Annotated in this window: 25 protein-coding genes and 1 riboswitch; of the genes, 12 read left to right on the plus strand and 13 right to left on the minus strand. The window is 63.8% G+C overall.

The annotated features are described in order from the left end of the window. Nucleotides 1-6: 6 nt before the first annotated feature. The 3 genes from tssA to D7S89_RS11610 all read right to left on the minus strand — a co-directional run bounded on the left by tssA (nucleotide 7) and on the right by D7S89_RS11610 (nucleotide 4,215). Nucleotides 7-1,035, minus strand: a complete 1,029-nt coding sequence (gene tssA / locus D7S89_RS11600) for a type VI secretion system protein TssA (protein ID WP_121277792.1) — start codon at nucleotides 1,033-1,035, stop codon at nucleotides 7-9. A 61-nt stretch (nucleotides 1,036-1,096) separates the two neighbouring features. Next, nucleotides 1,097-2,248, minus strand: coding sequence for an anthrax toxin-like adenylyl cyclase domain-containing protein (locus D7S89_RS11605; protein WP_183085159.1), 1,152 nt, complete (start codon nucleotides 2,246-2,248; stop codon nucleotides 1,097-1,099). Between the two features lie 329 nt (nucleotides 2,249-2,577). After that, nucleotides 2,578-4,215, minus strand: a complete 1,638-nt coding sequence (locus D7S89_RS11610) for an ABC transporter substrate-binding protein (RefSeq protein ID WP_121277794.1) — start codon at nucleotides 4,213-4,215, stop codon at nucleotides 2,578-2,580. Between the two features lie 265 nt (nucleotides 4,216-4,480). On the opposite strand from D7S89_RS11610, the gene D7S89_RS11615 reads away from it, so the two are divergent. Both D7S89_RS11615 and ggt read left to right on the plus strand, forming a co-directional pair. Then, the gene (locus D7S89_RS11615; protein WP_183085160.1) at nucleotides 4,481-5,332 is read left to right on the plus strand and encodes a MurR/RpiR family transcriptional regulator; all 852 of its coding nucleotides are present in this window, start codon (nucleotides 4,481-4,483) and stop codon (nucleotides 5,330-5,332) included. 52 nt (nucleotides 5,333-5,384) lie between these two features. Further along, nucleotides 5,385-7,157 (plus strand): gamma-glutamyltransferase, encoded by a 1,773-nt coding sequence (ggt, locus tag D7S89_RS11620; RefSeq protein WP_121277796.1) that lies wholly within the window; start codon nucleotides 5,385-5,387, stop codon nucleotides 7,155-7,157. Nucleotides 7,158-7,232: 75 nt separating this feature from the next. On the opposite strand, the gene metF is transcribed toward ggt, so the two are convergent. The 3 genes from metF to ahcY form a co-directional block, all read right to left on the minus strand. After that, nucleotides 7,233-8,075, minus strand: a complete 843-nt coding sequence (metF, locus tag D7S89_RS11625) for a methylenetetrahydrofolate reductase [NAD(P)H] (RefSeq protein WP_121277797.1) — start codon at nucleotides 8,073-8,075, stop codon at nucleotides 7,233-7,235. Nucleotides 8,076-8,093: 18 nt separating this feature from the next. Further along, nucleotides 8,094-8,447 (minus strand): phage holin family protein, encoded by a 354-nt coding sequence (locus D7S89_RS11630; protein WP_121277798.1) that lies wholly within the window; start codon nucleotides 8,445-8,447, stop codon nucleotides 8,094-8,096. A 147-nt stretch (nucleotides 8,448-8,594) separates the two neighbouring features. Then, nucleotides 8,595-10,016 carry an adenosylhomocysteinase gene (gene ahcY, locus D7S89_RS11635; RefSeq protein WP_121277799.1) on the minus strand — a complete coding sequence of 474 codons (1,422 nt, stop codon included), beginning with the start codon at nucleotides 10,014-10,016 and terminating at the stop codon, nucleotides 8,595-8,597. 30 nt (nucleotides 10,017-10,046) lie between these two features. Continuing rightward, nucleotides 10,047-10,165, minus strand: a riboswitch (S-adenosyl-L-homocysteine riboswitch). A 170-nt stretch (nucleotides 10,166-10,335) separates the two neighbouring features. Between ahcY and D7S89_RS27160 the strand changes: the two genes are divergently transcribed. Together D7S89_RS27160 and D7S89_RS11645 are read left to right on the plus strand one after the other, a co-directional pair. Further along, nucleotides 10,336-10,533, plus strand: coding sequence for a hypothetical protein (locus tag D7S89_RS27160; RefSeq protein WP_147426634.1), 198 nt, complete (start codon nucleotides 10,336-10,338; stop codon nucleotides 10,531-10,533). Beyond that, nucleotides 10,530-11,294, plus strand: a complete 765-nt coding sequence (locus tag D7S89_RS11645; RefSeq protein ID WP_121277801.1) for a hypothetical protein — start codon at nucleotides 10,530-10,532, stop codon at nucleotides 11,292-11,294. The genes D7S89_RS27160 and D7S89_RS11645 overlap by 4 nt, the downstream gene beginning before the upstream one ends. Before the next feature lie 29 nt (nucleotides 11,295-11,323). Here the strand turns inward: D7S89_RS11645 and D7S89_RS11650 are convergent, their stop codons facing one another. Next, nucleotides 11,324-12,046 (minus strand): LrgB family protein, encoded by a 723-nt coding sequence (locus D7S89_RS11650; protein WP_121277941.1) that lies wholly within the window; start codon nucleotides 12,044-12,046, stop codon nucleotides 11,324-11,326. 36 nt (nucleotides 12,047-12,082) lie between these two features. Then, nucleotides 12,083-12,502 carry a CidA/LrgA family protein gene (locus D7S89_RS11655; protein ID WP_245982810.1) on the minus strand — a complete coding sequence of 140 codons (420 nt, stop codon included), beginning with the start codon at nucleotides 12,500-12,502 and terminating at the stop codon, nucleotides 12,083-12,085. 108 nt (nucleotides 12,503-12,610) lie between these two features. Between D7S89_RS11655 and D7S89_RS11660 the strand changes: the two genes are divergently transcribed. Beyond that, a complete protein-coding gene (locus tag D7S89_RS11660) occupies nucleotides 12,611-13,555 on the plus strand; it encodes a LysR family transcriptional regulator (protein ID WP_121277803.1) in 945 nt (314 codons plus the stop codon). On the opposite strand, the gene D7S89_RS11665 is transcribed toward D7S89_RS11660, so the two are convergent. Further along, nucleotides 13,510-15,165, minus strand: coding sequence for a GMC family oxidoreductase (locus D7S89_RS11665; RefSeq protein ID WP_121277804.1), 1,656 nt, complete (start codon nucleotides 15,163-15,165; stop codon nucleotides 13,510-13,512). The two genes, D7S89_RS11660 and D7S89_RS11665, sit on opposite strands and share 46 nt — an antisense overlap. Before the next feature lie 487 nt (nucleotides 15,166-15,652). On the opposite strand from D7S89_RS11665, the gene D7S89_RS11670 reads away from it, so the two are divergent. Continuing rightward, nucleotides 15,653-17,368 (plus strand): isovaleryl-CoA dehydrogenase, encoded by a 1,716-nt coding sequence (locus tag D7S89_RS11670; RefSeq protein WP_121277805.1) that lies wholly within the window; start codon nucleotides 15,653-15,655, stop codon nucleotides 17,366-17,368. Nucleotides 17,369-17,393: 25 nt separating this feature from the next. Then, on the plus strand, nucleotides 17,394-18,812 hold the full coding sequence (locus D7S89_RS11675) for a coniferyl aldehyde dehydrogenase (protein ID WP_121277806.1): 1,419 nt from the start codon (nucleotides 17,394-17,396) through the stop codon (nucleotides 18,810-18,812). A gap of 57 nt (nucleotides 18,813-18,869) precedes the next feature. Here D7S89_RS11675 and D7S89_RS11680 read toward each other — a convergent pair whose 3' ends face one another. Next, entirely contained in the window at nucleotides 18,870-19,904 is a 1,035-nt protein-coding gene (locus D7S89_RS11680) for a serine/threonine protein kinase (RefSeq protein WP_121277807.1), read from the minus strand. A gap of 89 nt (nucleotides 19,905-19,993) precedes the next feature. Then, on the minus strand, nucleotides 19,994-20,209 hold the full coding sequence (locus tag D7S89_RS11685; protein WP_121277808.1) for a hypothetical protein: 216 nt from the start codon (nucleotides 20,207-20,209) through the stop codon (nucleotides 19,994-19,996). Nucleotides 20,210-20,538: 329 nt separating this feature from the next. Between D7S89_RS11685 and D7S89_RS27165 the strand changes: the two genes are divergently transcribed. Further along, nucleotides 20,539-20,790 (plus strand): hypothetical protein, encoded by a 252-nt coding sequence (locus tag D7S89_RS27165; RefSeq protein ID WP_147426635.1) that lies wholly within the window; start codon nucleotides 20,539-20,541, stop codon nucleotides 20,788-20,790. Nucleotides 20,791-20,906: 116 nt separating this feature from the next. Beyond that, nucleotides 20,907-21,092 carry a hypothetical protein gene (locus D7S89_RS11690; RefSeq protein ID WP_121277809.1) on the plus strand — a complete coding sequence of 62 codons (186 nt, stop codon included), beginning with the start codon at nucleotides 20,907-20,909 and terminating at the stop codon, nucleotides 21,090-21,092. Nucleotides 21,093-21,127: 35 nt separating this feature from the next. Here D7S89_RS11690 and mgrA read toward each other — a convergent pair whose 3' ends face one another. Both mgrA and D7S89_RS11700 read right to left on the minus strand, forming a co-directional pair. Further along, nucleotides 21,128-22,171, minus strand: a complete 1,044-nt coding sequence (gene mgrA, locus D7S89_RS11695) for an L-glyceraldehyde 3-phosphate reductase (protein ID WP_121277810.1) — start codon at nucleotides 22,169-22,171, stop codon at nucleotides 21,128-21,130. Nucleotides 22,172-22,227: 56 nt separating this feature from the next. Then, nucleotides 22,228-22,992, minus strand: coding sequence for a phytanoyl-CoA dioxygenase family protein (locus D7S89_RS11700; RefSeq protein ID WP_121277811.1), 765 nt, complete (start codon nucleotides 22,990-22,992; stop codon nucleotides 22,228-22,230). Nucleotides 22,993-23,309: 317 nt separating this feature from the next. Between D7S89_RS11700 and D7S89_RS11705 the strand changes: the two genes are divergently transcribed. The 3 genes from D7S89_RS11705 (at nucleotide 23,310) to D7S89_RS11715 (ending at nucleotide 24,923) form a co-directional block, all read left to right on the plus strand. Beyond that, entirely contained in the window at nucleotides 23,310-23,663 is a 354-nt protein-coding gene (locus D7S89_RS11705; RefSeq protein WP_121277812.1) for a hypothetical protein, read from the plus strand. An 87-nt stretch (nucleotides 23,664-23,750) separates the two neighbouring features. Then, entirely contained in the window at nucleotides 23,751-23,975 is a 225-nt protein-coding gene (locus D7S89_RS11710; protein WP_121277813.1) for a hypothetical protein, read from the plus strand. 315 nt (nucleotides 23,976-24,290) lie between these two features. Continuing rightward, complete coding sequence (locus D7S89_RS11715) at nucleotides 24,291-24,923, plus strand: LysE family translocator (RefSeq protein ID WP_121277814.1); 633 nt, start codon at nucleotides 24,291-24,293, stop codon at nucleotides 24,921-24,923. Nucleotides 24,924-24,952: the final 29 nt, after the last annotated feature.

A 24,952-nucleotide genomic window follows, 5' to 3' on the forward strand; every position in this document is an offset into this window, starting at 1 on the left:
CGCCGGTCAGCTTGGCGCTATACCCGCAAGGTGATTGATTTCACCGAGGCTCTGAGGCGACAAGTCGCTCAGGATTTCGATGAAGCCCATGTTGACGAGGCGCCTCGCGCGTTGCAGCAGCAACGGCACCGGGCTGGCCGGCTCCTCGCGGGCGTAGTACTCGCAGATCCGATCGAGCAGGCGCGCCACATCGTCGCGGTGCGCGATCTCGTCGAGGGCTCGCGATGCAGGGTCCGCCGCGTCGCCGCCTTGCACGTCGAGTCGTGCGTCGGCTTCGACGAACCACTGAGGGTGCTGCCGAAGCCGCGCGGTCACCACGCTCTCCGCACGGCGCAGCAGCAGGCTCAACGCCGCGAATCGAATGGCTCGCGAATGACCGACACGTTCGGTCAGCAACGCTTCGATCCGTTCGACTCGGCCGCAGGCACGCGTCAGCACGGATGCCGTTTCCTTGAGCGCGTCGAATGCCACGGCCTTGAACGCCGCGTCGATGACCGCGATGTCCTGAACCGCTTCGTCGGCCTGTGGAACCAATTCGCCCTCGGCCTTATCGATGTCACGCAGACAGAAGCGACCGTGAGCCGGCAATTCGACGAGGGGCGCGAGCGAGACGTGCCGAACCAACCCGTCCTTATCCTCGAGCGCGACGAGCGTGTTGATGCGAGCGATCGGATCGTAGGCATCGTCAGCGTCCAATTGCGGGTGAACGTGATCCCAGTGGCGCTCCAGCAGGCCTTCGATCAATGCCAGGCCGTCGTCCAGCCCGGCAAGGCCATCGAGCGCCAGCAAAGTGCGTGTCGCGTGCACGGCAAGACGCAAATCGCGGCTTTGCGCGAGCAAGCCCAACACCAGTGCCTTGACCGCTTTCCAGTCCGGCTCCTCGGCCGGGCGATGCATGTTCCCGTATTGGATATCGGGCGTGCCTTGCAGCAAGCGGGACAGCTCGATGTAGTCCGGCGAATATTCGAGATCCGGGCCGCAGGGTGCATCTGTGGAAAGGTCTTGCAATAGCGTTGCCAGGTCGATCACGGACATGATGTATATGGCTCTCGTTGGTGGTGCAATCGGCTCATGCGGCGACTGGTGAAGGTGCGATTCAACCAACGGAAAGTCGATTGTTACCGGCAACGTAGTTTGGAATGGACCATTTCCTATTTAGATAGCTCTCGACCAAAAATCCCTTGCACTTGATCTCCCGCAAGCTCGTCCTCAAATCGCCGACATTCTTCGCAACCCTATATTCATCGCCCGTTATAATCACATCCGATCCGGATGGCAGCGCGGGAATGAAGAAGATCAAAGGAAAGTCAATTTCTCCGAATGGATTCCCACAATAGTCGCTATGCATCACAACAGGGCCGCCACCTGGCCGACAAAGCTGATTTAAACTAAATCTAATCTTATTGACTCCAACCGAAATATTTCCGAGATTCGGATGCTCGTGTTTTTTTGCCAAATCAGCGAGATCATCCTCGCGATAGATAATCTGACCCTCGGTTGCGCGTCGCACGAGATGTGGCTTTGAATCTTTCCTCAACACTGCTCGCGTAGGCACAGGCCTGTTATTGATTCCAAGATCCGGCGTGGACTCATGAGGAAATATTCCCCAGAGATCGTAGTCGCCACATACGGCGTCCAGATAATCTGAGCGACCTGTCTTTTCAGGGTTGCCCATCACGTACAGCCTCTTCCACCCGTCTTTCTCGGCCTCACTGCCGCTGGCAGCGTCATGCCCGAAGCTTGGAACGGGGACTCGGGATTTGTACCAGACATCCCAGTAACCAGGCTTTGCGTGCCGCGTCACGGAAAATTGGAATTCTTCGGCACCCAACCGCGATTTCGCACCAATCTCGATAACGCCACCTTTAACCTGTCCAACCGAGATCAATCCCTTCGCTTTCAGCTTTTCAAAACGCTGATCTGAAATTACCAGCGCCACCTTCCTTGCCCCATGGTTCTCTATAGCGTCTCTCAAAGCACTTTTCTGCTTTTCGATATTCTGCTGCGCCTTTGTGAACTGCGGCACGAGTGGAACGAATCCGGCCGCCAGGGGAAACCGCTCATCACACGTTTTTGCTTTGATGTGAAAACCCTTTGCGGCATACCCCTCCAACAGGAGATCGGTACACAACGGGTTCAATTCACGAGACGCGATTACGACTTTGAATTCCCGACAAACCTGCTGAAACACCCTTATGTGCTGAAGTGGAAATCCCGCAGTGGCATCATATTCTGCAAATGCGCTCACAATCTCCTCCACACAACCGAAAACATGATGCAAAGATATCACCCAACACCCAAAATGGAGCCTCGGAAATTTCCAAAAACTGGGGAATCAATTCCCAAATACGATTGCATGCACCAAAGTTGTAGCGGAATGTAATACAGATTACTTGACGAGGAAGATCGAGCTGAGATAAGTCGAGCAGACAGAAATGAAGATCGCTCGACTAAAGAATGAAGCGCAATGGAATCGGAACAACCGGAGGGGAAAGCGGGAAAGCAGGGAAGGGGGGCAGCCGGATACGAGGCGAAAACGAATCGCGCTCGCTCCGGCGAAGACGGCGCGTGTACCGCCTACTTCATCCCCACGTTCCAGAACTGCGTCGGCCCGAACGGATCGATCTTGAATCCCATCACGTCCTTGCGCATCGGTTGATAGACGATCGAATGCGCGATCGGCGTGAACGGCACCTGGTCCTTGAAGATCTGCTGCGCCTGGACGTAGAGCTTCGTGCGCTGCGCCTGGTCGGTCATTTCGCGCGCCTGCACGATCAGGTCGTCGAACGGCTGATAGCACCACTTCGCGAAATTGCTGCCCTTCACGGCCGCACAGCTCAGCAATACGCCGAGCCAATTGTCGGGATCGCCGTTGTCGCCCGTGAAGCCGATCAACATCGTGTCGTGCTCGCCGGCATGCGCACGCTTCACGTATTCGCCCCACTCATAGGTCACGATCTTCGCGCGCACGCCGATCTTCGCCCAGTCCGCTTGAATCAGCTCGGCCATCAGGCGCGCATTGGGGTTGTAAGGACGCTGCACGGGCATGGCCCACAGCGTGATGTCGAAGCCGTCCGGATAGCCGGCCTTCGCCAGCAGCGCCTTCGCTTTCGCGGTGTCGTACGGCGCATCGGTCAGCGTCTTGTCGTACGACCACTGCGTCGGCGGCATCGGATTGCTCGCCACTTGCCCCGCCCCTTGATACACCTGCTTCACGATGGTCAGCTTGTCGATGGCCATGTCGAGCGCGCGTCGCACGTCGACGTTGTCGAGCGGCTTGTGCGTCGTGTTGTAGGCGAGGAAACCGACATTGAAGCCGACCTGCTGCGGCACCTGCAGGTCGGGGTCCGCTTGCAGCTCGGTGATGTCGGTCGGGCGCGGGTAGACCATGACCTGGCATTCGTTTTTCTTGAGCTTCGCTTCGCGCACGGCCGGGTCCGGCGTGATCTCGAACACGAGCTTGGAGAGGCGCACGACGCCGGGCTTCCAATAATCAGGATTCCCATCGAAACGGATCGACGCATCCTTCGTATAGCTGCGGAAGATGAACGGCCCGGTGCCGACCGGATACTGATTGAGGTCTTGAGCTTTGCCCGCGCGCAGCAACTGGTCGACATACTCGCCCGACAAAATCGACGTGAACGGCATCGCGAGCTCGGACAGGAACGGCGCACTCACGTTGCGCAGCGTAAAGCGCACCGTGTACGGATCGAGCGCCTCGATTTTCTCGATGTTCTTCTGAAGCCCGAGATCGACGAAATACGGAAACGAGACCGGGTATTGCTTGCGCAGCGCATTGTCGGGATCGAGCATGCGCTCGAACGTGAGCACGACGTCGTCGGCGTTCAGTTCGCGCGTCGGCTTGAAGTATGCCGTCGTCTGGAACTTCACGCCGTGCCGCAGATGGAACGTATAGGTCTTGCCGTCGGGCGATACGTCCCAGGACTGCGCGAGCCCGGGCTCCACTTTCGTGCCGCCCTGCTCGAATTCGACGAGCCGGTTGTAAACCGTGTAGCCGGCAGCCGAATTCTCGACGCTCGTCGTGTACTGCGCGGGATCGAATCCCGCGGGGCTCGCGTCGGAGCAAAAGACGAGCGTCTTCGCAGGCAACGGCGCGGCACTGGCCGCTACGCCGAAACCCGCGGCGGCCACACCGGCCACCGCTACGATGAACGAAGCCAAGCGAACAGCAAACAGCGGACGGCAAGCCGACATGATCGCTCCTACGATGACCGGGAGCGGCGAGGGTAGCACAGCCCTACACCACGCCCGGCCAAACAAAAATGTAATGCCCGTAACGGGCGAACTCTACGATCGGACCCCAATCTGCCAATTCCACGGGTAAACACGGGCCTCCAGCGCCATTGACGGACCTTTTTGGTTTGTTAGCATTCCTAACACCGTAACGGACGTTACAACTCGTCGTTGCATACGCAACGGTACGTCCGCCAATCGAAAGGGCATCATGGTGAGCTCATCCGTGAGAGTGCTACTCCAGCACAAGCACGACACGTTCACCGTAGCAGAGAAACGGGTCATCGGCGTCTTACTCGCCAACTACCCAAGCGCGGCCCTGACTTCGATTTCGAATCTCGCCTGCCAGGCCGGCGTCAGCGACCCGACCGTGCACCGGCTCGTGGTCAAGCTCGGCTTCGAGGGCTACCCCGAATTCCAGAAGGCGTTGCTCGCCGAGGTCGACGAGCGCATGAACTCGCCGCTGTCGATGCTCGAAACCGCCGCCTACGCACAGAGCGCCGTCGACCTCGACAAGGCCATGCTGGGCAGCCTCGCGGTATCGGTCGGCAAGACGGCCGAACATGCAACGCGTCACGACTTCGAGCAGGCCGTCGCGCTGCTGGCCGACATGGGCCATGCCGTCTACTGCTGCGGCGGACGTGCCAGCGGCTTTCTGGCATCGCGGCTCGTGACGCTTCTGTGTCATCTGCGCCCGCGTGCCCGGCACATCGAGCCATCGCTCGAGCGTGCGCACGAAGTACTCGTCGATATCGACGCGGGCGACGTGCTCGTCGTCTACGACTATCGCCGCTATCAGGAGAGCGTCGTGCAGTTCGCGCAGGCCGCGCATGCGCGCGGCGCGCGGATCCTGCTGTTCACCGACGAGTGGCGCTCGCCGATCGCATCCTTTGCCGAAACGGTCCTGGTCTCGTTCGCACAGACAGCCTCACCGTTCGATACGAAGGTGCCCGCGCTTGCGCAAAGCGAATCGCTGATCGCCGCGCTCGTGCAACGCCTGCCCGATCAGGCCAAAGCGAGGCTTCAGAGAATCGAGGCGCTCAGAAGCGCCGACGTCGACCTCCCCGCCAAAGCATGAGCCATACGTTTCCCCCACTCACCCGCCCCACGACACGACCCCGAACGCGCCTATGAAACCCAACGCCCTCCTCACCGCACTGGCGGCCGCCCTCGCCCTCGGCACCTGCGCCACCGACGCGGCGCTCGCCGCCTCCCGTCCAGCTGTCGAAGCACGCAACGGCATGGTCGTCACCTCGCAGCATCTCGCCTCGCAAGTGGGCGTCGACATCCTCAAGATGGGCGGCAACGCCATCGATGCGGCGGTCGCCGTCGGCTACGCGCAGGCAGTCGTGAACCCGTGCTGCGGCAATATCGGCGGCGGCGGCTTCATGACGATCCACCTCGCCGACGGCCGCGATACGTTCGTCAATTTCCGCGAGACGGCGCCGGCCACGGCCACCGCGAACATGTATCTCGATGCGAACGGCAACGTGAAGAAAGGCGCGAGCCTGTACGGCTGGGCTGCGGCGGGCGTGCCGGGCACGGTTGCTGGGCTCGACCTCGCGCAGCGCAAGTACGGTCACCTCACGCGCGCGCAAGTGATGGCGCCCGCGATCCGCCTCGCGCGCGAAGGCTTCGTCCTCACACGCGCCGATACCGACATCCTCGATACCACCGTCAAGCGCTTCAAGGACGATCCCGAGGCCGCACGCCTGTTCCTGCGCAAGGACGGCACGCCGTTGCAACCGGGCGATCGTCTCGTGCAGAAGGATCTGGCGAACACGCTCGAGGCAATCGCGAAGAACGGCCCCGACGCGTTCTACAAGGGCAAGGTTGCCCGCGCCGTCGAGACCGCCTCGAAGGCCGGCGGCGGCCTGCTGACCGCCGCGGACTTCGCCGCGTACCACGCGACCGAAACGGCACCGCTCAACTGCGACTATCGCGGCTACACGTTCATCTCCGCCCCGCCGCCGAGCTCGGGCGGCACGACGCTGTGCGAGATCCTGAACACGCTCGAAGGCTATGACCTCAAGGGTCTCGGCTGGCACTCGGCCGCCACCGTGCACTACATGACCGAGGCGATGCGCCACGCCTACGTCGACCGCAACACGCTGCTGGGCGATCCGGCCTTCGTCGACAATCCGCTCGGCAAGCTGCTGAGCAAGCAATACGCGGCCGACATCCGCGCGTCGATCCAACCTGACAAGGCCACGCCGTCGATGCAGCTCGCGTCGGCCAACGTGCTGCCCGAGAAGCCCGAAACCACCCATTACTCGATCGTCGACAGGAACGGCAATGCGGTATCGACGACTTACACGGTCAACGGCCGCTTCGGCGCCGTCGTCATCGCGCCGGGCACGGGCTTCTTCGTCAACGACGAGATGGACGACTTCACCGTGAAGGTCGGCGCGCAAAACCTGTTCGGGCTCGTGCAAGGGCCGAACAACGCGATCGCGCCGGGCAAGCGGCCACTCTCGTCGATGGCGCCTACCATCGTCACGAAGGACGGCAAGGTGTTTCTGGTGATCGGCTCGCCGGGCGGCTCGCGCATCATCACGACCACGCTCGAGACGGCGCTCAACATCATCGACTTCGGCATGGAGCCGCAAGAGGCCGTCGATGCCGCGCGCATCCACGAGCAGTGGCTGCCCGACGAGGTGTACTACGAGCCGTATGGCCTCTCAGCCGATACGCTGAAGCTCTTGACGGGCATGGGCTACAAGCTGGTCCAGCAGACGCCGTGGGGAGCCGCCGAGCTCATCGAAGTGGGCCTGCCGGGGCTTGCCGCCGCCGATTCGGCGAGCTCAGGAAACGATTCGTCCGTCTCGGGCAAGGTTCGTGTGGGCTATTTCTACGGCGCGAACGACGAGCGCCGGCCGGCCGGCGACGCGCTCGGTTATTGATCGAGCGAAGGCAACGGACGGGGTGAAGCGATCGCGGGCTGAACGCCCGCGATCGTTACGACGTCTACTGCTTCGTCAGCTGCCGCGCCCGTAGCCCAGGCGCTCGCAGATGGCTTTGGTGGCCATCGCCGCGTTCAGCGTGTAGAAATGCAACCCCGGCACGCCTTCCTTGACGAGCCGCTGGCAAAGCTGCGTGACGACGTCGAGCCCGAACGCACGGATCGCTTCGCGATCGTCGCCGAAGCTCTCGAGCCGTCGCGCGATCCAGCGTGGCACTTCGGCACCGCACATCTCCGAGAAACGCATGAGCTGCGAGTAGTTCGTAATCGGCATGATGCCGGGCACGATCGGCACGTCGACGCCAAGCTTGCGCGCATCGTCGACGAAGCGGAAGTAGGCGTCGGCGTTGTAGAAGTACTGCGTGATCGCCGAATTCGCGCCGGCCTTGACCTTGCGCGCGAAGTTCTCGAGGTCCTGCCGCGGCGAGCGGGCTTGCGGATGGTACTCGGGATAAGCCGCGACCTCGATCCAGAACCAGTCGCCGTGTTCGGCGCGAATGAAGCTGACGAGTTCCGACGCGTAACGCAGTTCGCCGACCTCGCCCATGCCCGAGGGCAGATCGCCGCGCAACGCGACGATGTGACGAATGCCGTGCTCGCGATAGCGTGCGAGGATCGCGCGCAGGCTCTCCTTCGACGAGCCGATGCATGACAGGTGAGGCGCCGCCTGGAGGCCGTCCTTGCTCATGTCGAGGACGGTATCGAGTGTGCCCTGCTGCGTCGAGCCGCCCGCGCCGAACGTCACGGAAACGAACGACGGCAAGAGCTGCGCGAGTTGCGCGCGTGTGACGCGCAGCTTCTCGACCCCTTCCGGCGTTTTCGGCGGAAAGAACTCAAACGAGATTTCGATGGGGTTCATGGTGATTGAGAACCGGTCCTAGCCGAGGCTGCGATTGCCGAAGATCAGCGCCGACAGCAGCCACGACACGATGCTGTAGAGGATCGAGCCGAAGAACGCCGACCAGAATCCCGAGACTTCGAAGCCTTTGAGCAACGCCGCAGCCATCCAGAAGCACAGTGCATTCACGACCAGGATGAAGATGCCGAGCGTGACGATCGTCACGGGCAGCGTCAGCACGATCAGCACGGGCCGGATCACCGCATTGATGAGCCCGAGCACGAGCGCGACGACGAGCGCGGTACCGAAGCTGCGGATGTGAATCGACGGCACGAGGTACGTGATGATCAACAACGCGAGCGCATTGATCACCCAGGTCAGCAGCACGGTCATGTCAGGCTCCTTTGACGTTGTTCGCGGTTGGCGGACGATGGTACGCGAGAAAGCGATCGTACGGAACGAACGGCTCGGCAAAGGTGCGCTCGCCGGGCCCGCCGTTCGATGACGAACGTGCGAGGCCCGGCGCCGTCGACGCGAGGCTTAGTAACGGTAGTGGTTCGGCTTGAACGGACCGTTCTTGTCGACGCCGATGTAGCCGGCCTGCTCGTCGGAGAGCACGCTCAACTGCGCACCGATGCGCGCCAGGTGCAGACGCGCGACCTTCTCGTCGAGGTGCTTGGGCAGCACGTACACCTTGTTCTCATAGTCGTTGCCGCGCGTGAAGAGTTCGACTTGCGCGAGCGTCTGGTTCGTGAACGAGTTCGACATCACGAACGACGGGTGACCCGTCGCGCAGCCGAGGTTCACGAGGCGGCCTTCGGCGAGCAGGATGACGCGCTTGCCGTCCGGGAACACGATGTGATCGACTTGCGGCTTGATGTTTTCCCACGTGTACTGACGCGTCGACGCGACATCGATTTCCGAATCGAAGTGGCCGATGTTGCAGACGATCGCGTTGTGGCGCATCGCCTTCATGTGATCGTGGTTGATCACGTGGAAGTTGCCGGTGGCCGTCACGAAGATGTCGGCCTTGTCGGCCGCGTACTCCATCGTCACGACGCGATAGCCTTCCATCGCGGCTTGCAGCGCGCAGATCGGGTCGATTTCGGTGACCCACACGGTCGCGCCGAGACCGCGCAGCGATTGCGCGCAGCCCTTGCCCACGTCACCGTAGCCCGCCACGACGGCGATCTTGCCGGCGATCATCACGTCGGTCGCGCGCTTGATGCCGTCGACGAGCGATTCGCGGCAGCCGTACAGGTTGTCGAACTTCGACTTCGTGACCGAATCGTTGACGTTGATCGCGGGGAACGGCAGACGGCCTTCCTTCTCCATCTGATAGAGGCGATGCACGCCCGTCGTCGTTTCCTCGGTCACGCCGCGGATGTGCGCGAGACGCTTCGAGTACCAGGTCGGGTCGATGGCGAGGTGACGCTCGATCGACTTGTAGAGCGCGACTTCCTCTTCGTTGGTCGGCTTGGCGATGACCGCGCGGTCCTTTTCCGCCTTCGAGCCGAGGATCAGCAGCAACGTGGCGTCACCGCCGTCGTCGAGGATCATGTTGGCGAACTCGCCGTTCGGCCATTCGAAGATGCGGTGCGAGAACTCCCAGTATTCGTCGAGCGATTCGCCCTTGAACGCGAACACGGGCGTGCCGCTCTTCGCGATGGCGGCGGCGGCGTGATCCTGCGTCGAGAAGATGTTGCACGACGCCCAGCGCACTTCGGCGCCGAGCGCTTGCAGCGTCTCGATCAGCACGGCCGTCTGGATCGTCATGTGCAGCGAGCCGGCGATGCGTGCGCCCTTGAGCGGCTGCGCCTGCTTGTATTCTTCGCGGGTTTGCATGAGACCGGGCATTTCGGTCTCGGCGATGTTCAGTTCCTTGCGGCCCCAGTCAGCGAGCGACAGGTCGGCAACGACGAAATCTTGGGAAGCATTCGATTCGAAAACTGCGGCGTTCATCACGCCCTCCTTTCTTAAATGGAAAGAAAATAGACGTGAGCGCCGTTCGATGGAGCCGGCTGGCTGGGTCGACATGCGCGACCTGGCTAACCGTCCGATTGAAGTTTCCGAGCCTGGCGGGATGATCCGTCGCAACGCTCCTCGGAAACGGGAGGCATTGTAGCAAAATTGCGAGTTGCGGCACGAGTTGGTTGGCATTGAAGGGAAACTTTTTGTGAGGATGAGAGGCGGACCCGCGCAATCGTCCGATTCGATGAGCGTGAGCGGAGTACCCTCGGTCGCCTCGCCTAGACTGGCTAGCCTGCAACCGGGGAGCGCCATGAAAGTCGTTCGCAGCAAACGTCTCGATAACGTCTTGAGAGACCCTAAGGCCGCCGAGCAGCTTCGCGCCTTTCTCGCATCGGCTTCGCTGGACCAATCGGCTAACACCAACACCGCTATCGATACGCTCGATGCGAATGGCAAACAGGTGCGGTACGTGCCTAAACTTGTTCGCGTCTTCGGTTCCGCCGAATGAATGTCGCCTTCCCGGCTGCATTCGTTTTTTTGCTCATCATTCCCGGTTTCCTCTTTCGGCAGCTCTGCCAACGCAGAGACGTCCGCACGTTCGACCATCGTCCACTGAGCACCGCAGCGCTTCAAGCCCTGTATTGGGCAGCTGTCATCAATTTTGCTGTCACAGCCGCCGTTGGCTTAGCGGGCTATCGCATCGCGGTAGGCGATATAGTGCGATTGCTAGCAGGAGGCTCCACGGCGCTCGCAGAGCTGAGCGACCACCTGGCCTGGCTCAACGACAATCCGCTCGCGGCCCCAGGATATTTCGCGTTGACCAATGTCACGGCATTCATTGCCGCACTCGCGTGGCGTGGATTGATCGAATGGCAGGAGCTCGATCGTAGAGGGAGTTTCCCGTTATGGCATTGGGTACGCGGAGACGCACCTTGGTACTACCTGTTCTCGGGATTGGATCATCGCAACCCACAGGGCATCGATGCCGCGATTGTCGCTGCCATCGTGGAATTCAAGGAGGGGGCATACCTTTACACCGGCGTGCTGCTCGATTACGAAGTTAGCGATAACGGAAAACTCGACCGCTTGCTACTCGGCGAAGCCCAGCGCCGCAAGCTCGAGCGAGATCGTCGCTACATCAGGGCCGTCGGCACATACGTCGAAGACTCGTCGCGCTTTTATCCGATCGCTGGCGATGTATTCGTATTGCGATACGACGAAATCAAGACACTCAACGTCACCTACCTTTCACTCGCCGCCGACGCTTGAGCTGCTGAGCGCTGCGCTGCGTTGCCTGCTCACCCCAGCACCCCACCAATCAACGGTGCCAGCAGCACCATCACGACACCCGCGATCATCATCGTCAGGCTCGCGATCACCCCTTCCTCGCTGCCGAGCTCACGCGCCTTGGCCGTGCCGACCGCATGCGCGGCCGCGCCGAACATCGCGCCACGCGCGAGCCGCGTGCGCAGCGGCAGGAACGCCAGCACGAGTTCACCGAGCAGCATGCCGCAGATGCCCGTCGCGATCACGAACAGCGCAGTCAATTGCTTGGGGGCATGAATCTCATCGGAGACGGCGAGCGCAAACGGCGTCGACACCGAACGCGTCATGAGGCTGCGCGCGACGTCAGGCGAGAGATGCAGCAGCTTGGCGAGCCCGAACGAGCCGCTGACCGCAACGAGGATCCCCACCGCCACACCCGTGGCAAGCGAGATCCAGTGGCGCTTCATCAGCTCACGGTATTCGTAGATCGGCACCGCGAAAGCCACCGTGGCCGGGCCGAGCAGCCACATGAGCCAGCGCGTGTCGGCGAAATAGACGGCATAGGGAATGTGGCCCGCCACGACGATCGCCGCCAGCAATGCCGGCACGACCACGAGCGGCGTCAGCCAAGGCCGCTTGAAGCGCGCATAGAGACGCTTGCCCGCGGCGTACAGCACGATCGTCAACACGAAACAGACGGCCGCCACGGCCTGTGGCTTCGCACTACCGACCGACGCCGGAAACGACGCGAACATCGACATCCCCTCCTTTTCGAATACGACCTGTGCCGCTCAGACCGATACCGGGTGCGTCACGCGTGCGCGCTTGAGCGCGAGCCGGCGCTCGAACCGCACGGCCTGATCGACCGTCAAGGCAACCGCCACCATCACCGTCAGCGTGCCGGTCACGACGACGAGCGCCAGCCGCCAGCCATCGGTCTTGAAAAGGCCGCCGTACTGCACGACGGCCACGGCCGCCGGGATGAAGAACAGCAACATATTCGACAGCAGCCAATCGGCGCCGGCCTTGACCCAGCGCGGCGCAACGCCCCCCGTCACCAGCAGCGCGAGCAGTGCCGCGAGGCCGAGCACGCTGCCCGGCACCGGCAGCGCGAAGTGCCGTGCCGCGAAATCGGCCATCCACCATAACGCACCCAGCAGCGCGCTTTGCGCAGCAACCTGCGCAAGATCTCCCATGCGGTTCATCGTCATGCCCCCCCTTGACTCCATGACGAAATGGTAATGAGACATGACCCATAAATAAAATGACTTAAACTCATCGCCAGCATTCCAATTTGGAACATTTAACAGGGGCACATCATGGAACTGCGTGCGTTGCGCTACTTCGTCGAAGTCGTGCGCCAGCAAAGCTTCACGCAGGCAGCCGAGCGGCTGTTCGTGACGCAGCCGACCATCAGCAAGATGGTCAAGGCGCTCGAGGAGGAAATCGGCGCGCCGCTGCTGCTGCGCGACGGGCGTCAGATGGAGCTGACCGACGAAGGCCGCATCGTCTATCAGCGTGGGCAGGACGTTTTGGCGGTCTACGCGCAGTTGCAGGCCGAACTCGACGACGTCGGCACGCTGGGCCGCGGCGCGCTCACGATCGGCATTCCGCCGATGGGCGGCTCGTTGTTCACGCCTGCGATCGCCGAGTTTCGCCGCCGCTATCCGAAGATCGAGCTCAAGCTGTTCGAACAGGGCTCGCGCGGCATCGAGGCCGCGCTGGCGGCAGGCGAGCTGGAACTCGGCGGGGTCCTGCTGCCCGTCGACGCCCAGGTGTACGACGTACTGCCCATGTCGCTGCAACCGCTGTGGCTCGTCGCGCGCCAGGGTTCGCGCTGGGACGGCGAACGTCAGGTGCGGCTCGACGATCTGGCGATGGAGCCGTTCGTCTTCTACGGCGAGAGCCTGGCGCTCAACGACGTCGTCACGCGAGCCTGTCGCGATTCAGGCTTCTCGCCGACGATCGTCGCGCGCAGCAGCCATTGGGACTTCATGGCCGCGCTCGTGCATGCGGGCGTGGGCATCGCGTTGCTGCCGGCGCCATACTGCCGCCGGCTCGACCCGGCGCATTTCACGTGCCGCCCCATCGTCGAGCCCGAGATCCGTTGGGAGATGGCGATCGCGTGGCGGCGCAACGCCTATCTGTCGCATGCGGCGCGCGCGTGGCTCGAGGTCGCGCGCGAAACGCTGCCGGGCCAGCCAGGCGACGACTTCGTCTACACGCGCGCGGGCAGCGTCGGCAAGTCGCCAGGAGACAGCTGAGCCGCACGGCGCGCGGCCACGATGAAATCGGCTGCGCGTTCGCCGATCATGACGGTCGGGGCGTTCGTGTTGCCGCCGATCAACGTCGGCATCACCGAGGCATCGACGATGCGCAGCCCCTGCACGCCGCGCACGCGCAGTTCGGGATCGACGACGGCAGTCGCATCGTGGCCCATACGGCACGTGCCGACCGGGTGATAAATCGTATCGGCGCGCTGCGCAATGATCCTGCGCAGCGTCGCGTCGTCGGCATCGTGCGGCACGTAAAGCGTGCGCCCGCCTTGCGACGCCAGCGAAGGCGCCGCCAAGATCCGCTGCGCGATGCGCACGCCGCGCAGCAGCAGATCGGCATCGCGCGCATCGGACAGAAAACGCGGATCGATGCGCGGCGGCATACGCGCATCGGCCCCGGCCAGCGTCACGGTGCCGCGGCTCATTGGCCGCAGCACGCACACGTGCAGCGAGTAGCCGTGTCCCCAATGCAGCTTGCGGCTGTGGTCGTCGACGAGCGCGGCACAAAAGTGCAGTTGCAGATCTGGCCGGTCCTGCGACGGCTCGCTCTTGATGAAACCACCCGCCTCCGCCACGTTGCTCGACCACATGCCTTCGCCGCGACGGAGGAACGCCGGCAATTGCGCAAGCATGTTTGCCGTGCCGCGCAACGAATAGCCGACGGGCTGCGTCGACTTCACACGCACATTCAGTGTGAAGTCGACGTGATCGATCAAATTCGTGCCGACGGCCCGGACGTCGCGCAGCACGGGAATGCCGAACGCGCGCAGCATCTGAGCCGGCCCGATGCCGGAACACATCAAGAGCTGCGGCGAACCGAACGCGCCCGCAGCCAGCACCACTTCAGCCCGTACGCGCAGCGTCTCGACGCGGCCCGCCCGCACGATTTGCACGCCACGCGCGCGACGCGAGTCGTCGAATACCACCTGCAGCGCATGCGCATCGGCAATCAGATGCAGGTTGTCGTGCGCGCCGGATGCCGTCTCGTAGAGATACGCGCGCGCCACGCTGCAGCGGCGGCCGTCGCGCTGCGTGACCTGGTAGAAGCCGACGCCTTCCTGGTCCGGCCCGTTGAAGTCCTCGTTCGCACGATGGCCGGCCTCGATCGAGGCAGCGACGAAACGCGTCGAAAACGGATTGCGAAAGCGCAGATCGGAGACTGACAGCGGCCCGCTTGCGCCATGCCAGGCATCCTCGCCGCGCGTATTGCCCTCGGCGCGGCGAAAGTACGGCAGCACGTCGGCCCATCCCCAGCCCGTGCAGCCGAGCGCCGCCCATTCGTCGTAATCGAGTGGATGCCCGCGCGTATAGACCATCGCATTGATCGCGCTCGAGCCACCCATGCCGCGCCCGCGCGGCTGATAGCCGCGTCGTCCGTCGAGCGCACGCTGCGGCACCGTTTCGTAGCCGTAGTTGGTCTTGAACTTGAACGGCACGAGCGCCGCGAGGCCGAGCGGCGTATTGACGAGCCAATTCGTGCGCGTGTGCGGGCCCGCTTCGACGAGCGCGATGCTCGCCTCGGGAAGACGCTCCGCAAGCCGCGCGGCGAGCGTCGCGCCGCCCGAGCCGGCGCCAACGATGACGTAGTCGTATTCCATTCGCTCCTCCAGGCCCGCCTTGTCCGCGCGGACGGCAACCCGCGTCGGGTTCCTCGCTCGGCTTTCAGTGCCTATTTTTTGCGCATTGTAGAGAGGGCTCGATGCCCCGCACGTCCCTATCACGAGAGCGATTCCTCTAAACGGAGGAGGCAGGCCGAACCTATCATGCAAGGGCATTGCAACCGCCCGCGCGGCATGCCGCCATTGCATCCGAACAGCAGGCGGCCCCCGGCAGCCAGGCGGCGCACGCCCTTGGCGCCGACCGTCAAACGCCGGGCGCCGCGCGCGGTCAAAACAATAACCGGTCCATGCTGCATGAGCGTGATGACCAGAGTACGTGCTCTGCATGGGGTAGGAGTAAGTGCTAAAGCACTAACTCCTACCGACAGCTAAAGCGCCAACTCTCGTCGACCGCCGAACAAGTCCCAGTAAGCGCTGAAGCGCTAACTGGGATTAGTCCGGCATGGGATCAGAGGAGATAGTCACCATGAATCCGTTGGCCCCGTTCGCGACGCATGAAGTCACGAATCAGGTTCCCCCGCTCGAGCACTACAACCTCTACACGAGCGATGCAGCACTCACGGCAGCCGTCGAGCGTGAAGGCGCCGCCTGGCACGCCGAGGCGCTCTCGCGCGATGGCGCCCTGCTCGGCACGCCCGACGTGCTGGCGCTCGCTGCGCTCGCCAATCGCCACGAGCCCGAGCTGTCGACGTACAACCCGCGCGGCGAACGCATCGATGCGCTCGAATTTCATCCGAGCTGGCACGAACTGCTCACGCTGCTGCGCCGCGAGGGCCTGCATGCGCTGCCGTTCGAGCAGCCAAGACCCGGCGCAATGGCGGCGCGCTGCGCCGGCTACTTTCTGCATGCGCAGCTCGAATCCGGCTCGCTGTGCCCGCTCACGATGACGTTCGCCAGCATTCCCGTGCTACGCCGCGAGCTGGCGCTGTTCGCCACGCTCGAAGACAAGCTCTATGCACGCGAGCACGACTCGCGCGACGTGCCGCTCGCCCAAAAGCGCTCGATGATGATCGGCATGGGCATGACCGAGAAGCAAGGCGGCTCCGATGTACGGACGAACCAGACGCGCGCCTACGCACTCGATGTCGGCGGACGCGGGGCAGCCTATCGACTCGTCGGTCACAAGTGGTTTTTCTCGGCCCCGCAATGCGACGCACATCTCGTCCTTGCCCGCACGGACGACGCCGAGGGCATCTCGTGCTTCTACGTGCCGCGCTTTGCGCCCGACGGCACACGCAACGCCGTTCGCGTGCAGCGCTTGAAGGACAAGCTCGGCAATCGCTCGAACGCGAGCAGCGAAGTCGAATTCGCCGATGCGTACGGCGTGATGATCGGTGAGGAAGGACGCGGCGTACCGACCATCATCGAAATGGCCAACTACACGCGGCTCGATTGCGTCATCGGCAGCGCAGCGCTGATGCGCGCCGCGCTCGTGCAAGCGATTCACCATACGCGCCACCGCACGGCGTTCGGCCGGCTGCTCGTCGAACAGCCGCTCATGCGCAACGTGCTCGCCGACCTCGCGCTCGAATCGGAAGCGGCCACGCTGCTCTTCATGCGGCTCGCACGCGCGTTCGATGCGCATCTGGCCGCCCAGGCGGCACAAGGCGACGGCGCCGCCGAAAGCGATCTCGAGCGGGCCTGGCGACGTATCGTCACGCCGGCAGCGAAGTTCTGGGTCTGCAAGCGCACGCTCGAATTCACGGGCGAGGCGATGGAAGTGTGGGGCGGCAACGGCTACGTCGAAGAAGGGCCGATGGCACGCTTCTATCGCGAAGCACCGGTCAATTCGATCTGGGAGGGCTCTGGCAACGTGATGTGTCTCGATGTGCTGCGCGGGATCGAGCGCGATCCGCAGGCCGCGCATGCGCTGTTGCGCGAATGGCGCGGCGAGGCGCGCGCACATGCAGCACTGGGCGCGGCGCTCGACGCCCTCGAGGCGACGCTGACCGCCCCCGCCGAGGTCCGTGAGGCCAATGCGCGCCGCCTCGCGCAGCAGCTCGTGCTGTGCGCGCAAGCGGTACTGATGCTGCGCGGCGCACCGGACGCGCACGCCGAAGCCTTCATCGCTACGCGTCTCGCGCCGGGCATGAGCGGCGCACAGCACTGCGGACGCGTCTACGGTACGCTGCCGACCTCGTTCGATCACGCGGCGATCGTCGCGCGTGCCTTCGCATCTTGACGCCGCCAAGAAGAGACGACTCCTCATGAAAAACGATCTGCCCAGCGCCGCCACACTCGAAGAACTGCTGCACACACAGCGGCAAGCGTATCTACGCGCGCCGTATCCGTCGTGGGACACGCGTGCCGCCCATCTGAAGGCGCTGCGTGCGATGCTGCTGGACAATCGCGATGCGCTGGCCGACGCGCTCGATGCCGATTTCGGCCAACGCGCCAAAGCGGAGCTGCTGCTTTCGGAGCTATGGCTCGCGAAGAACGAGATCGATGCCGCGCTCAAGCACGGCAAACGCTGGATGAAGCCGCAGCGGCGCGCCACGGGTATCTGGCTGCGCCCCGCACGTGCTAAGCTCGTGCCACAGCCGCTCGGCGTCGTCGGCATCATCGCGCCGTGGAACTATCCGATCCTCCTCGCGGTGGGTCCGCTGATCTGTGCGCTCGCAGCAGGCAATCGCGCCATGATCAAGATGTCCGAACTCACCCCGCGCACATCGGCGCTGTTCGAGCAGTTGATCGCACGGACGTTTGCGGTCGACCACGTAGCCGTCGTCAATGGCGATGCAGCGATCGGCGCCGCATTCAGCGCATTGCCGTTCGATCATCTTCTGTTCACGGGCTCGACCGCCGTGGGCCGTCGTGTGATGCAGGCCGCGGCCGACAACCTCACGCCCGTCACGCTCGAACTCGGCGGGAAATCGCCAGTCATCGTCGGGCCGCATGCGCGCCTCGATGCCGCCGTCGACAGCATCGTCGCCGGCAAGACGCTCAATGCGGGCCAGACCTGCATCGCGCCCGACTACGTGCTCGTGCCGCGCGGCAGCGAAGCGGCGTTCATCGCGCGAGCCCGTGCGCGCGTCGCGCGGCTGTATCCCGCTTTTGCGCAGAACCGCGACTACACCACGATCGTCTCGGCGCGCCACTTCGAACGCTTGCAGCGTCTCGCCGACGAAGCTGCGCAAGCCGGTGCGCACTTGCATCCGCTGACCGACGCGCTACCTGACGCGACACGCCGGCTGTTCCCACCGAGCATCGTCACGCAAGCGCCCGACTCGTGCGCGCTGATGCAGGAAGAGATCTTTGGCCCGCTGCTGCCGCTCGTGCCTTACGACACGCTCGACGATGCGATCCGCTACGTGAACGCGCGCGAGCGCCCGCTGGCGCTGTATCTGTTCGACGACGACCGCATCGCGATCGAGCGCGTCCTGCACGAGACGATCTCGGGCGGCGTCGCCGTCAACGAAACGCTGCTGCACATCGCCTGCGAGGGCCTGCCGTTCGGCGGCGTGGGCGCAAGCGGCATCGGCGCCTACCACGGCTACGAGGGCTTCATGACGTTTTCGAAGATGAAACCCGTGCTGATGCAGGCGCGCTTCAATGCCCGCGCGCTGCTGTTGCCGCCTTACGGGCGGCGCTTCGACGCGTTGATGAAGCTATTGCTCAAGTGGTGATAGGGCGCTGCGGTCCGCCCGAAGCCCATCCCGGGCCGGGCCGCTCCGCGCCTCGCCTCAAACGGGCCACAACGGCCCTTCCTGCATCGCACCGATCTGCTCGCGCAGCTCGAGCACGCGCGCTTCCCAATAGCGCTGCGTGTTGAACCACGGGAACGCAGCCGGGAATGCCGGGTCGTCCCAGCGCCGGGCCAGCCACGCGGCGTAATGGATGAGGCGCAGCGTACGCAGCGCCTCGATCAGATGCAGTTCGCGCGGCTCGAATTCGCAGAAGTCCTCGTAGCCCGCGAGCAGGTCGGTCAGCGCGCGCGAAGCACCGGCGCGATCGCCGGGCAACAGCAGCCACAAGTCCTGGATGGCGGGCCCCATGCGGCTGTCGTCGAAGTCGACGAAGTGCGGGCCGCCGTCGGTCCACAGCACGTTGCTCGCATGGCAGTCGCCGTGCAGGCGCAACGACGTCACATCGCCGGCCGCTTCGAACGCACGCTCGACGCCTTCGAGTGCCAGCGCCGATGCGGCCTCGTAAGCCGCACGCAGATCGGCCGGTACGAAGTCGTGCGAGAGCAGAAACTCGCGCGGCTCATGGCCGAACAATTGGATGTCGAGCGAGGGGCGCGCACAGTACGGCGTACGCCGGCCGATCGCGTGAATACGGCCGATGAAGCGGCCCATCCACTCGAGCGTGTCGCGCCGGTCGAGCTCGGGCGCGCGGCCGCCGCGCCGCTCGAACACCGCGAAACGGAAACCGTCGAAGGGATGCAGCGTACGGCCGTCGATCTCGCGCGCGGGAACGGCCGGGATCTCGTGGGCGACCAGCTCGGCAACGAACGCATGCTCTTCGAGAATCGCTTCATCGGACCAGCGGTCGGGCCGATAGAATTTCGCGATCACGGGCGGGCCGTCTTCGACGCCGACCTGATAAACACGGTTTTCGTAGCTGTTGAGCGGCAGCAGACGCCCGTCGGTGCGCACACCGGTGACGGCGAGCACGCTGTCGAGCGCATCGAGCACGCATTCGGGCGTGAGTCGGGTGAAAGGGTGCGCGGCAGGCGTGCCGCGCTCGTCAGGGGAATCGAAGGGTAGATCGTGCATGCCCGCATTGTGCCGCAATGGCCGCGGACCGGCATCCCCGCTTGCGGGCGGGTGCGATACGTTGGAGCCTGCTCGTGCGAATGACGGCCCTAGTGCATCAATGCGCCCGCGGGCTGGCTCACGAGCGTGCCCGTGTCGATGAGGTCTTCGAGGAAGAAGGGTTCGGTGTTCAGTTGCAGTGATGCGCCGGGCTCGCCCGCGTACCAGGCGACCATCGCCATGTCGCCCAAAATGCGCATGACGATTCCGCGCGCGCCCGCAGGCACTGCGATGTGCACCGACCTGACGATCGAACCGACTTGCATGATGTTTCCCCCGTTTCGAATGGTGGGTGGTGAGTTAGTCGCCATGAGACCACATATGGCCCGATGGAGCGGCAGACGGCACGTTCTTTCGAAGTACCGCCGCACACCTCAATTGTTCACCGATTGGCCCGTCCGGCAAAGTGAAAAGAGGAGGCCGATCTGCCGCCATTTCATCCGATCATGCTTACGAAAGCCTGACTGTCCGAGAAGGTCTGTCCAATAATTGTAGGAGCTAGTCGTAAGACCTAGACCGACCGCACGCGGTAGCATTGCACTATGTGCAGGCCCGTATGCGTCTCGTCGACCGCAGTGGGATAGGAGAACCAGCCATGAGCCGTCTATTGCAACGCGCCAATACGCTTGCCGCATGGGTCGGCGCAGCCGGGATGCTTGCCGCGCTCGGCATGCTCGGCGCCTGCGCGGCCGGGCCGGACTCCGACTATGTGAAGCCGACAGCGACGACGGCCTCCACGCCGAAAACGGCAGAGCCCGAAAACGATGCTCAGCCGGGTGCGCCGAACACCGCTCCGGCCCCAGCTCCCGCAACGCCCACCCCTAACCCGGCGCAGTCACACGGCTGACACCGAGGCGCATGCCGGGACCCTCAAGGCGCATATCGCAACCGTCTCCTATACTCGACCCATGTGCGCACGGCGCATGGCGCCGCGCGGCGACCGATAAGGAGGAGGAGACGAGTATGACGACGTACTTCACCGTCAGTGATTTCATCCTGGTCATTCCGATGGCCCTTGCCGGTGCGCTCTTTTTAGGGGCGCTCCCGACATCGTCGACGTTGATGCACAACGTCCTGCGCGTGCTCGGCGCGCTGCTCGGCGTGGCCTTCGCCGTCGTGCTCGTCGAAGGATTGCCGACACTGATGTAGCGCTGGCGCCCCCCATTCACGAGAGCCACTCCCCGTCAGATCGGCTGATCGGTCGACGGCTTCTCCCACAAATTGATTCCGCCTTCGGTCGCATAGCGATCGATTTCGGCGAGCTCGTCGTCGGAAAACGCGAGTTGCTGGAGCGCGCCGACGTTCTCGCGCACCTGCTCGGCCCGGCTTGCGCCGATCAGCGCCGACGTCACACGCGCATCGCGCAGCACCCATGCCAGCGCCATCTGCGCGAGACTCTGCCCGCGCCGCTGCGCAATCGCATCGAGCTTGCGGACATGCTCGAGGTTCTCGCCGCTAAGGTGGCTTTGGGCAAGCGAGTCACCGCCCGGTTTGTTGACGCGCGCGTCGAACGGCACGCCTTGCAGGTACTTCGACGTCAATAGCCCCTGCGCCAACGGCGTGAACGCAATGCAACCCGTGCCGAGCTCGCCGAGCGTATCGAGCAGTTCACCCTCGACCCATCGGTTCAGCATGTTGTAAGCCGGCTGATGAATGAGCAACGGCACCTTGTAGTCGTTCAGCAGCTGCGCCATGTCGCGCGTCTTGCCGGCCGAATACGACGAGATGCCCACGTAGAGCGCCTTGCCCTGCTGCACCGCACTCGCGAGCGCGGCGGCCGTTTCTTCGAGCGGCGTCTCGGCGTCGAAACGATGCGAATAGAAGATGTCGACGTAATCGAGCCCCATGCGCTGCAAGCTCTGATCGAGGCTCGCGAGCACGTACTTGCGCGAACCGCCGCCTTGACCGTACGGCCCGGGCCACATGTCCCAGCCCGCTTTCGTCGAGATCACCAGCTCGTCGCGGTACGGGCGAAAGTCCTCTTTGATCAGGCGTCCGAAGTTTGTCTCGGCGCTGCCGTAGGGCGGACCGTAGTTGTTCGCGAGGTCGAAGTGCGTGATGCCGAGATCGAAAGCCGTGCGCAGGATCTCACGTTGCGTCGCAAGCGGCGTCGTGTCGCCGAAGTTGTGCCACAGGCCCAGCGACAGCGCCGGCAGCTTCAGCCCCGATCGGCCGCACGTGCGGTACTGCATGTCGGAATAGCGGTTTTGAGCGGCTTCATAGGCCATAGGAATCCTCGATCAGAAGCGAGAAGAAGTGCGCCGCTCTGGCGCACGCCGGCGCATCACATGAGCCGCACCTCGGGCTTGGCCGCCGAACGCGTGCCAGGCAGCGGCACATTGCTGGCCCCGTGGTACGTGAACACGAGCGAGAACTTCACGTCGTCGGTCAGGTTCTGGCCGGCCGAATGCAGCGTATTGCAGTGAAAGAAGACGACGTCGCCCGGCTGTAGTTCCGGCGATACGGCCGTATGGATCAACGCCTGGTTCTCAGGCAGATCGGCGCGGAAGAACTTGGACTCGTCGAACCGCTCGGACGTGAACGTCATCGTGTGCGAGCCGGGCACGAACCATAGCCCGCCGTTGTTGACGAACTCGGGCCCGAGCGCGAGCCATGTCGAGACGAGATCGTCGCGCTCGAACGACCAATAGCGGGCGTCGCGGTGCCAGCCCGTCAGGCTGCCGTACGCCGGGTGCTTCGTCATCATGCAATTGTGGTGCGCGCGCGAAAGAACCGGCGCCTCGCCGAAGTACAGCTCCATCCAGCCCTTGATCTCGGGCGCCGTCGCCCATTCGCGCATCAGCGCATCGCGCGTGTACGCATCGAGCAGACGCCGCACCGTATGGCCGCCCGGTGCATGCTTCGATTCCGGCGCCCCCGGATAGCGCAAGTCGGCCTCGAATTCGACCGGCTGCCCGGCCTCCTGCAATTGCTGCAGCGCGACAGCTCTGATCGCCGCGCAGCGTTCGGGCGACACGAGCCCCGGCACTACAACGAAGCCGCGTTCCCGCAGCATTTCCACTTGTTCTTTTTTCGAATGCTCTGACATGAGACGGTCCGTTCGGAGAAGCAGGTAAGCAGGTTTGGCCGAAACGGCTCATTGTAAAGCGCACGCGAACGATGCGTCGGCGCACCGCGCCAGGGCATCCCCGTTTGGGGGCACGCACGACTTACGCGCGTCACGAATCGCGTGTAGGCTGCCATGCATGTCGACTGCCACTGCCGATGGCGCGCCGCGCTCGCGCGCCGTCGCCGCTTCATCCGATTTCTCGCTCCCAAGCCCGCGCTCGCGCCGCGATGGCACGCTTGCTGCACCGCTGGCTGCGCCCCGCACGACTTGCGACACCGCTTCGCTCCCTTTCTACCATGCATAGACGTTTCGCTTCCCGCCTCAAGCACATCGCCCTTATCGCGGCCCGGCCCGCTCGCCGTCGCACGGTGCGCGCGCTGCGTCACCATGTCGCCCGTACCCGTCGTCTGGCCGAGGCGCGCACGCCCGCGCAAGCGCCAAACGGCCTGCTGCGCGCGTGGCTCGATACGCTGATCTCCGCGCTGCGGATGAAAAACGGCGCGCGACGGTTTTCGCTGCGCTCGCTGTTGCGCAGCAGCTTGCATCGACGCGCCACGCTCGCATCCAGCGCTACGCCGCAGCGTGCGTCGAACCGGCGCCCGCGTCGACTCGCCACGAGCACGGGCTGGTTCGCCTTCGGCACACGCTGACACAGCAAGCAGGCCCTAAAAGCCTGCGGGCGGGGTGGTGACGCGACGTAAAATCGCGCGGACAAGCCTGCCGATAACGGAACCACGATGCATCCGCCCCCCCAAAACGAGCGCTCACCGAAGCGCAAGTCCCCCTCGAAGCGCACGCTGAACATCCTGACGGCACTCGTAGGGGTCGCCACGCTCGCGCTTGGCATCGGCTGGCTCGTCTACAGCTGGATCACCGATCTCGAAGTGCCTTACTTCGCCATCCCGCTCGTGTTGTGCATGCCCGTCATCGTGGCCGTCGCGTTTCGCAACTGCTGGGATTAGCCGGGCCATTCCTCAACTCGCCCCCGTTGTTCGGAGCAGTACGCGATTGACACTGCGTCGAGCCGACCACCCCATGCCGACAACATCGCCTCGCAAAGAGCGATCGAACGCCGCCATGGCGTGCTGATCGAGCACGTTCGAAAGAACCCCGCGTACAGCGGACACGAAGCGCTGCGCTACCGCATTACGTTGAACTCCGAAGCTTCGTAGGCCGGGGCGCGCCGAGCGCCGCTGCCCTGCTCACGCCGCATACGTTGAACGAATCGCGTCGCTATACTCGTCGCGACCAAGTTCAACAAAAAAAAGGAGGTCCCGATGCAAGACACCACGTTGCTCGTGTTCGCTGCCGTCTCCCTTGTCAGTACCGCGATGCCGGGCCCGACTGTCCTTCTCGCGCTCGCGAACGGTTCGCGCTATGGGGTGCGCCGCGCGGCCTACGGTTTTGCAGGGGCCGTCGCCTCCGATTTCGTGCTGATTCTCGCGGTGGCGGCGGGGCTCGGCGCACTGCTGGCGGCCTCCGCGTTCTGGTTTAACGTCGTCAAGTGGGTCGGCGCCGCGTACCTCGCCTACGTCGGTATCCGCCTGTTGCTGTCGAAAGGTTCATTCGACGCCGCGACCGAACAGGCAGAAAGCGCGGGCGCCGCCAACCGCACGATCTTCCTCAAGAGCTTCCTGACGGCCATCACCAACCCGAAGGGCTATCTGTTCTTCTCCGCGTTCCTGCCGCAATTCATCGCGCCGTCGCAGCCGCTCGCACCGCAATACGCGACCCTGGCCGTGACGTTCGCGCTGGTCGATCTCATCGTCATGTCCGGCTACGCGCTGCTCGGCGCGCGAGCGATCCGCCTGCTCAAGCAAGCGGGCGCGCGCTGGCTCGAGCGTCTCTGCGGCGGCATGCTCGTCGCACTGGCCGGCTCGCTGGCGCTTTATCGCCGCCACGCCGCCTAGCGTCGGCGCAACCCGCGGCTCGAGCAAGT

It is taken from the genome of Trinickia fusca, assembly GCF_003628145.1.
In the GTDB taxonomy this organism is placed as follows: domain Bacteria; phylum Pseudomonadota; class Gammaproteobacteria; order Burkholderiales; family Burkholderiaceae; genus Trinickia; species Trinickia fusca.

Bases quoted from the DNA above. Each gene is read 5' to 3' on its own strand.
- tssA (WP_121277792.1), bottom strand. From the start codon at position 1,035: ATGTCCGTGATCGACCTGGCAACGCTATTGCAAGACCTTTCCACAGAT.
- D7S89_RS11610 (WP_121277794.1), bottom strand. From the start codon at position 4,215: ATGTCGGCTTGCCGTCCGCTGTTTGCTGTTCGCTTGGCTTCGTTCATC.
- ggt (WP_121277796.1), top strand. From the start codon at position 5,385: ATGAAACCCAACGCCCTCCTCACCGCACTGGCGGCCGCCCTCGCCCTC.
- metF (WP_121277797.1), bottom strand. From the start codon at position 8,075: ATGAACCCCATCGAAATCTCGTTTGAGTTCTTTCCGCCGAAAACGCCG.
- D7S89_RS11630 (WP_121277798.1), bottom strand. From the start codon at position 8,447: ATGACCGTGCTGCTGACCTGGGTGATCAATGCGCTCGCGTTGTTGATC.
- ahcY (WP_121277799.1), bottom strand. From the start codon at position 10,016: ATGAACGCCGCAGTTTTCGAATCGAATGCTTCCCAAGATTTCGTCGTT.
- D7S89_RS27160 (WP_147426634.1), top strand. From the start codon at position 10,336: ATGAAAGTCGTTCGCAGCAAACGTCTCGATAACGTCTTGAGAGACCCT.
- D7S89_RS11645 (WP_121277801.1), top strand. From the start codon at position 10,530: ATGAATGTCGCCTTCCCGGCTGCATTCGTTTTTTTGCTCATCATTCCC.
- D7S89_RS11650 (WP_121277941.1), bottom strand. From the start codon at position 12,046: ATGTTCGCGTCGTTTCCGGCGTCGGTCGGTAGTGCGAAGCCACAGGCC.
- D7S89_RS11655 (WP_245982810.1), bottom strand. From the start codon at position 12,502: ATGACGATGAACCGCATGGGAGATCTTGCGCAGGTTGCTGCGCAAAGC.
- D7S89_RS11660 (WP_121277803.1), top strand. From the start codon at position 12,611: ATGGAACTGCGTGCGTTGCGCTACTTCGTCGAAGTCGTGCGCCAGCAA.
- D7S89_RS11665 (WP_121277804.1), bottom strand. From the start codon at position 15,165: ATGGAATACGACTACGTCATCGTTGGCGCCGGCTCGGGCGGCGCGACG.
- D7S89_RS11670 (WP_121277805.1), top strand. From the start codon at position 15,653: ATGAATCCGTTGGCCCCGTTCGCGACGCATGAAGTCACGAATCAGGTT.
- D7S89_RS11675 (WP_121277806.1), top strand. From the start codon at position 17,394: ATGAAAAACGATCTGCCCAGCGCCGCCACACTCGAAGAACTGCTGCAC.
- D7S89_RS11680 (WP_121277807.1), bottom strand. From the start codon at position 19,904: ATGCACGATCTACCCTTCGATTCCCCTGACGAGCGCGGCACGCCTGCC.
- D7S89_RS11685 (WP_121277808.1), bottom strand. From the start codon at position 20,209: ATGCAAGTCGGTTCGATCGTCAGGTCGGTGCACATCGCAGTGCCTGCG.
- D7S89_RS27165 (WP_147426635.1), top strand. From the start codon at position 20,539: ATGAGCCGTCTATTGCAACGCGCCAATACGCTTGCCGCATGGGTCGGC.
- D7S89_RS11690 (WP_121277809.1), top strand. From the start codon at position 20,907: ATGACGACGTACTTCACCGTCAGTGATTTCATCCTGGTCATTCCGATG.
- mgrA (WP_121277810.1), bottom strand. From the start codon at position 22,171: ATGGCCTATGAAGCCGCTCAAAACCGCTATTCCGACATGCAGTACCGC.
- D7S89_RS11700 (WP_121277811.1), bottom strand. From the start codon at position 22,992: ATGTCAGAGCATTCGAAAAAAGAACAAGTGGAAATGCTGCGGGAACGC.
- D7S89_RS11705 (WP_121277812.1), top strand. From the start codon at position 23,310: ATGCATAGACGTTTCGCTTCCCGCCTCAAGCACATCGCCCTTATCGCG.
- D7S89_RS11710 (WP_121277813.1), top strand. From the start codon at position 23,751: ATGCATCCGCCCCCCCAAAACGAGCGCTCACCGAAGCGCAAGTCCCCC.
- D7S89_RS11715 (WP_121277814.1), top strand. From the start codon at position 24,291: ATGCAAGACACCACGTTGCTCGTGTTCGCTGCCGTCTCCCTTGTCAGT.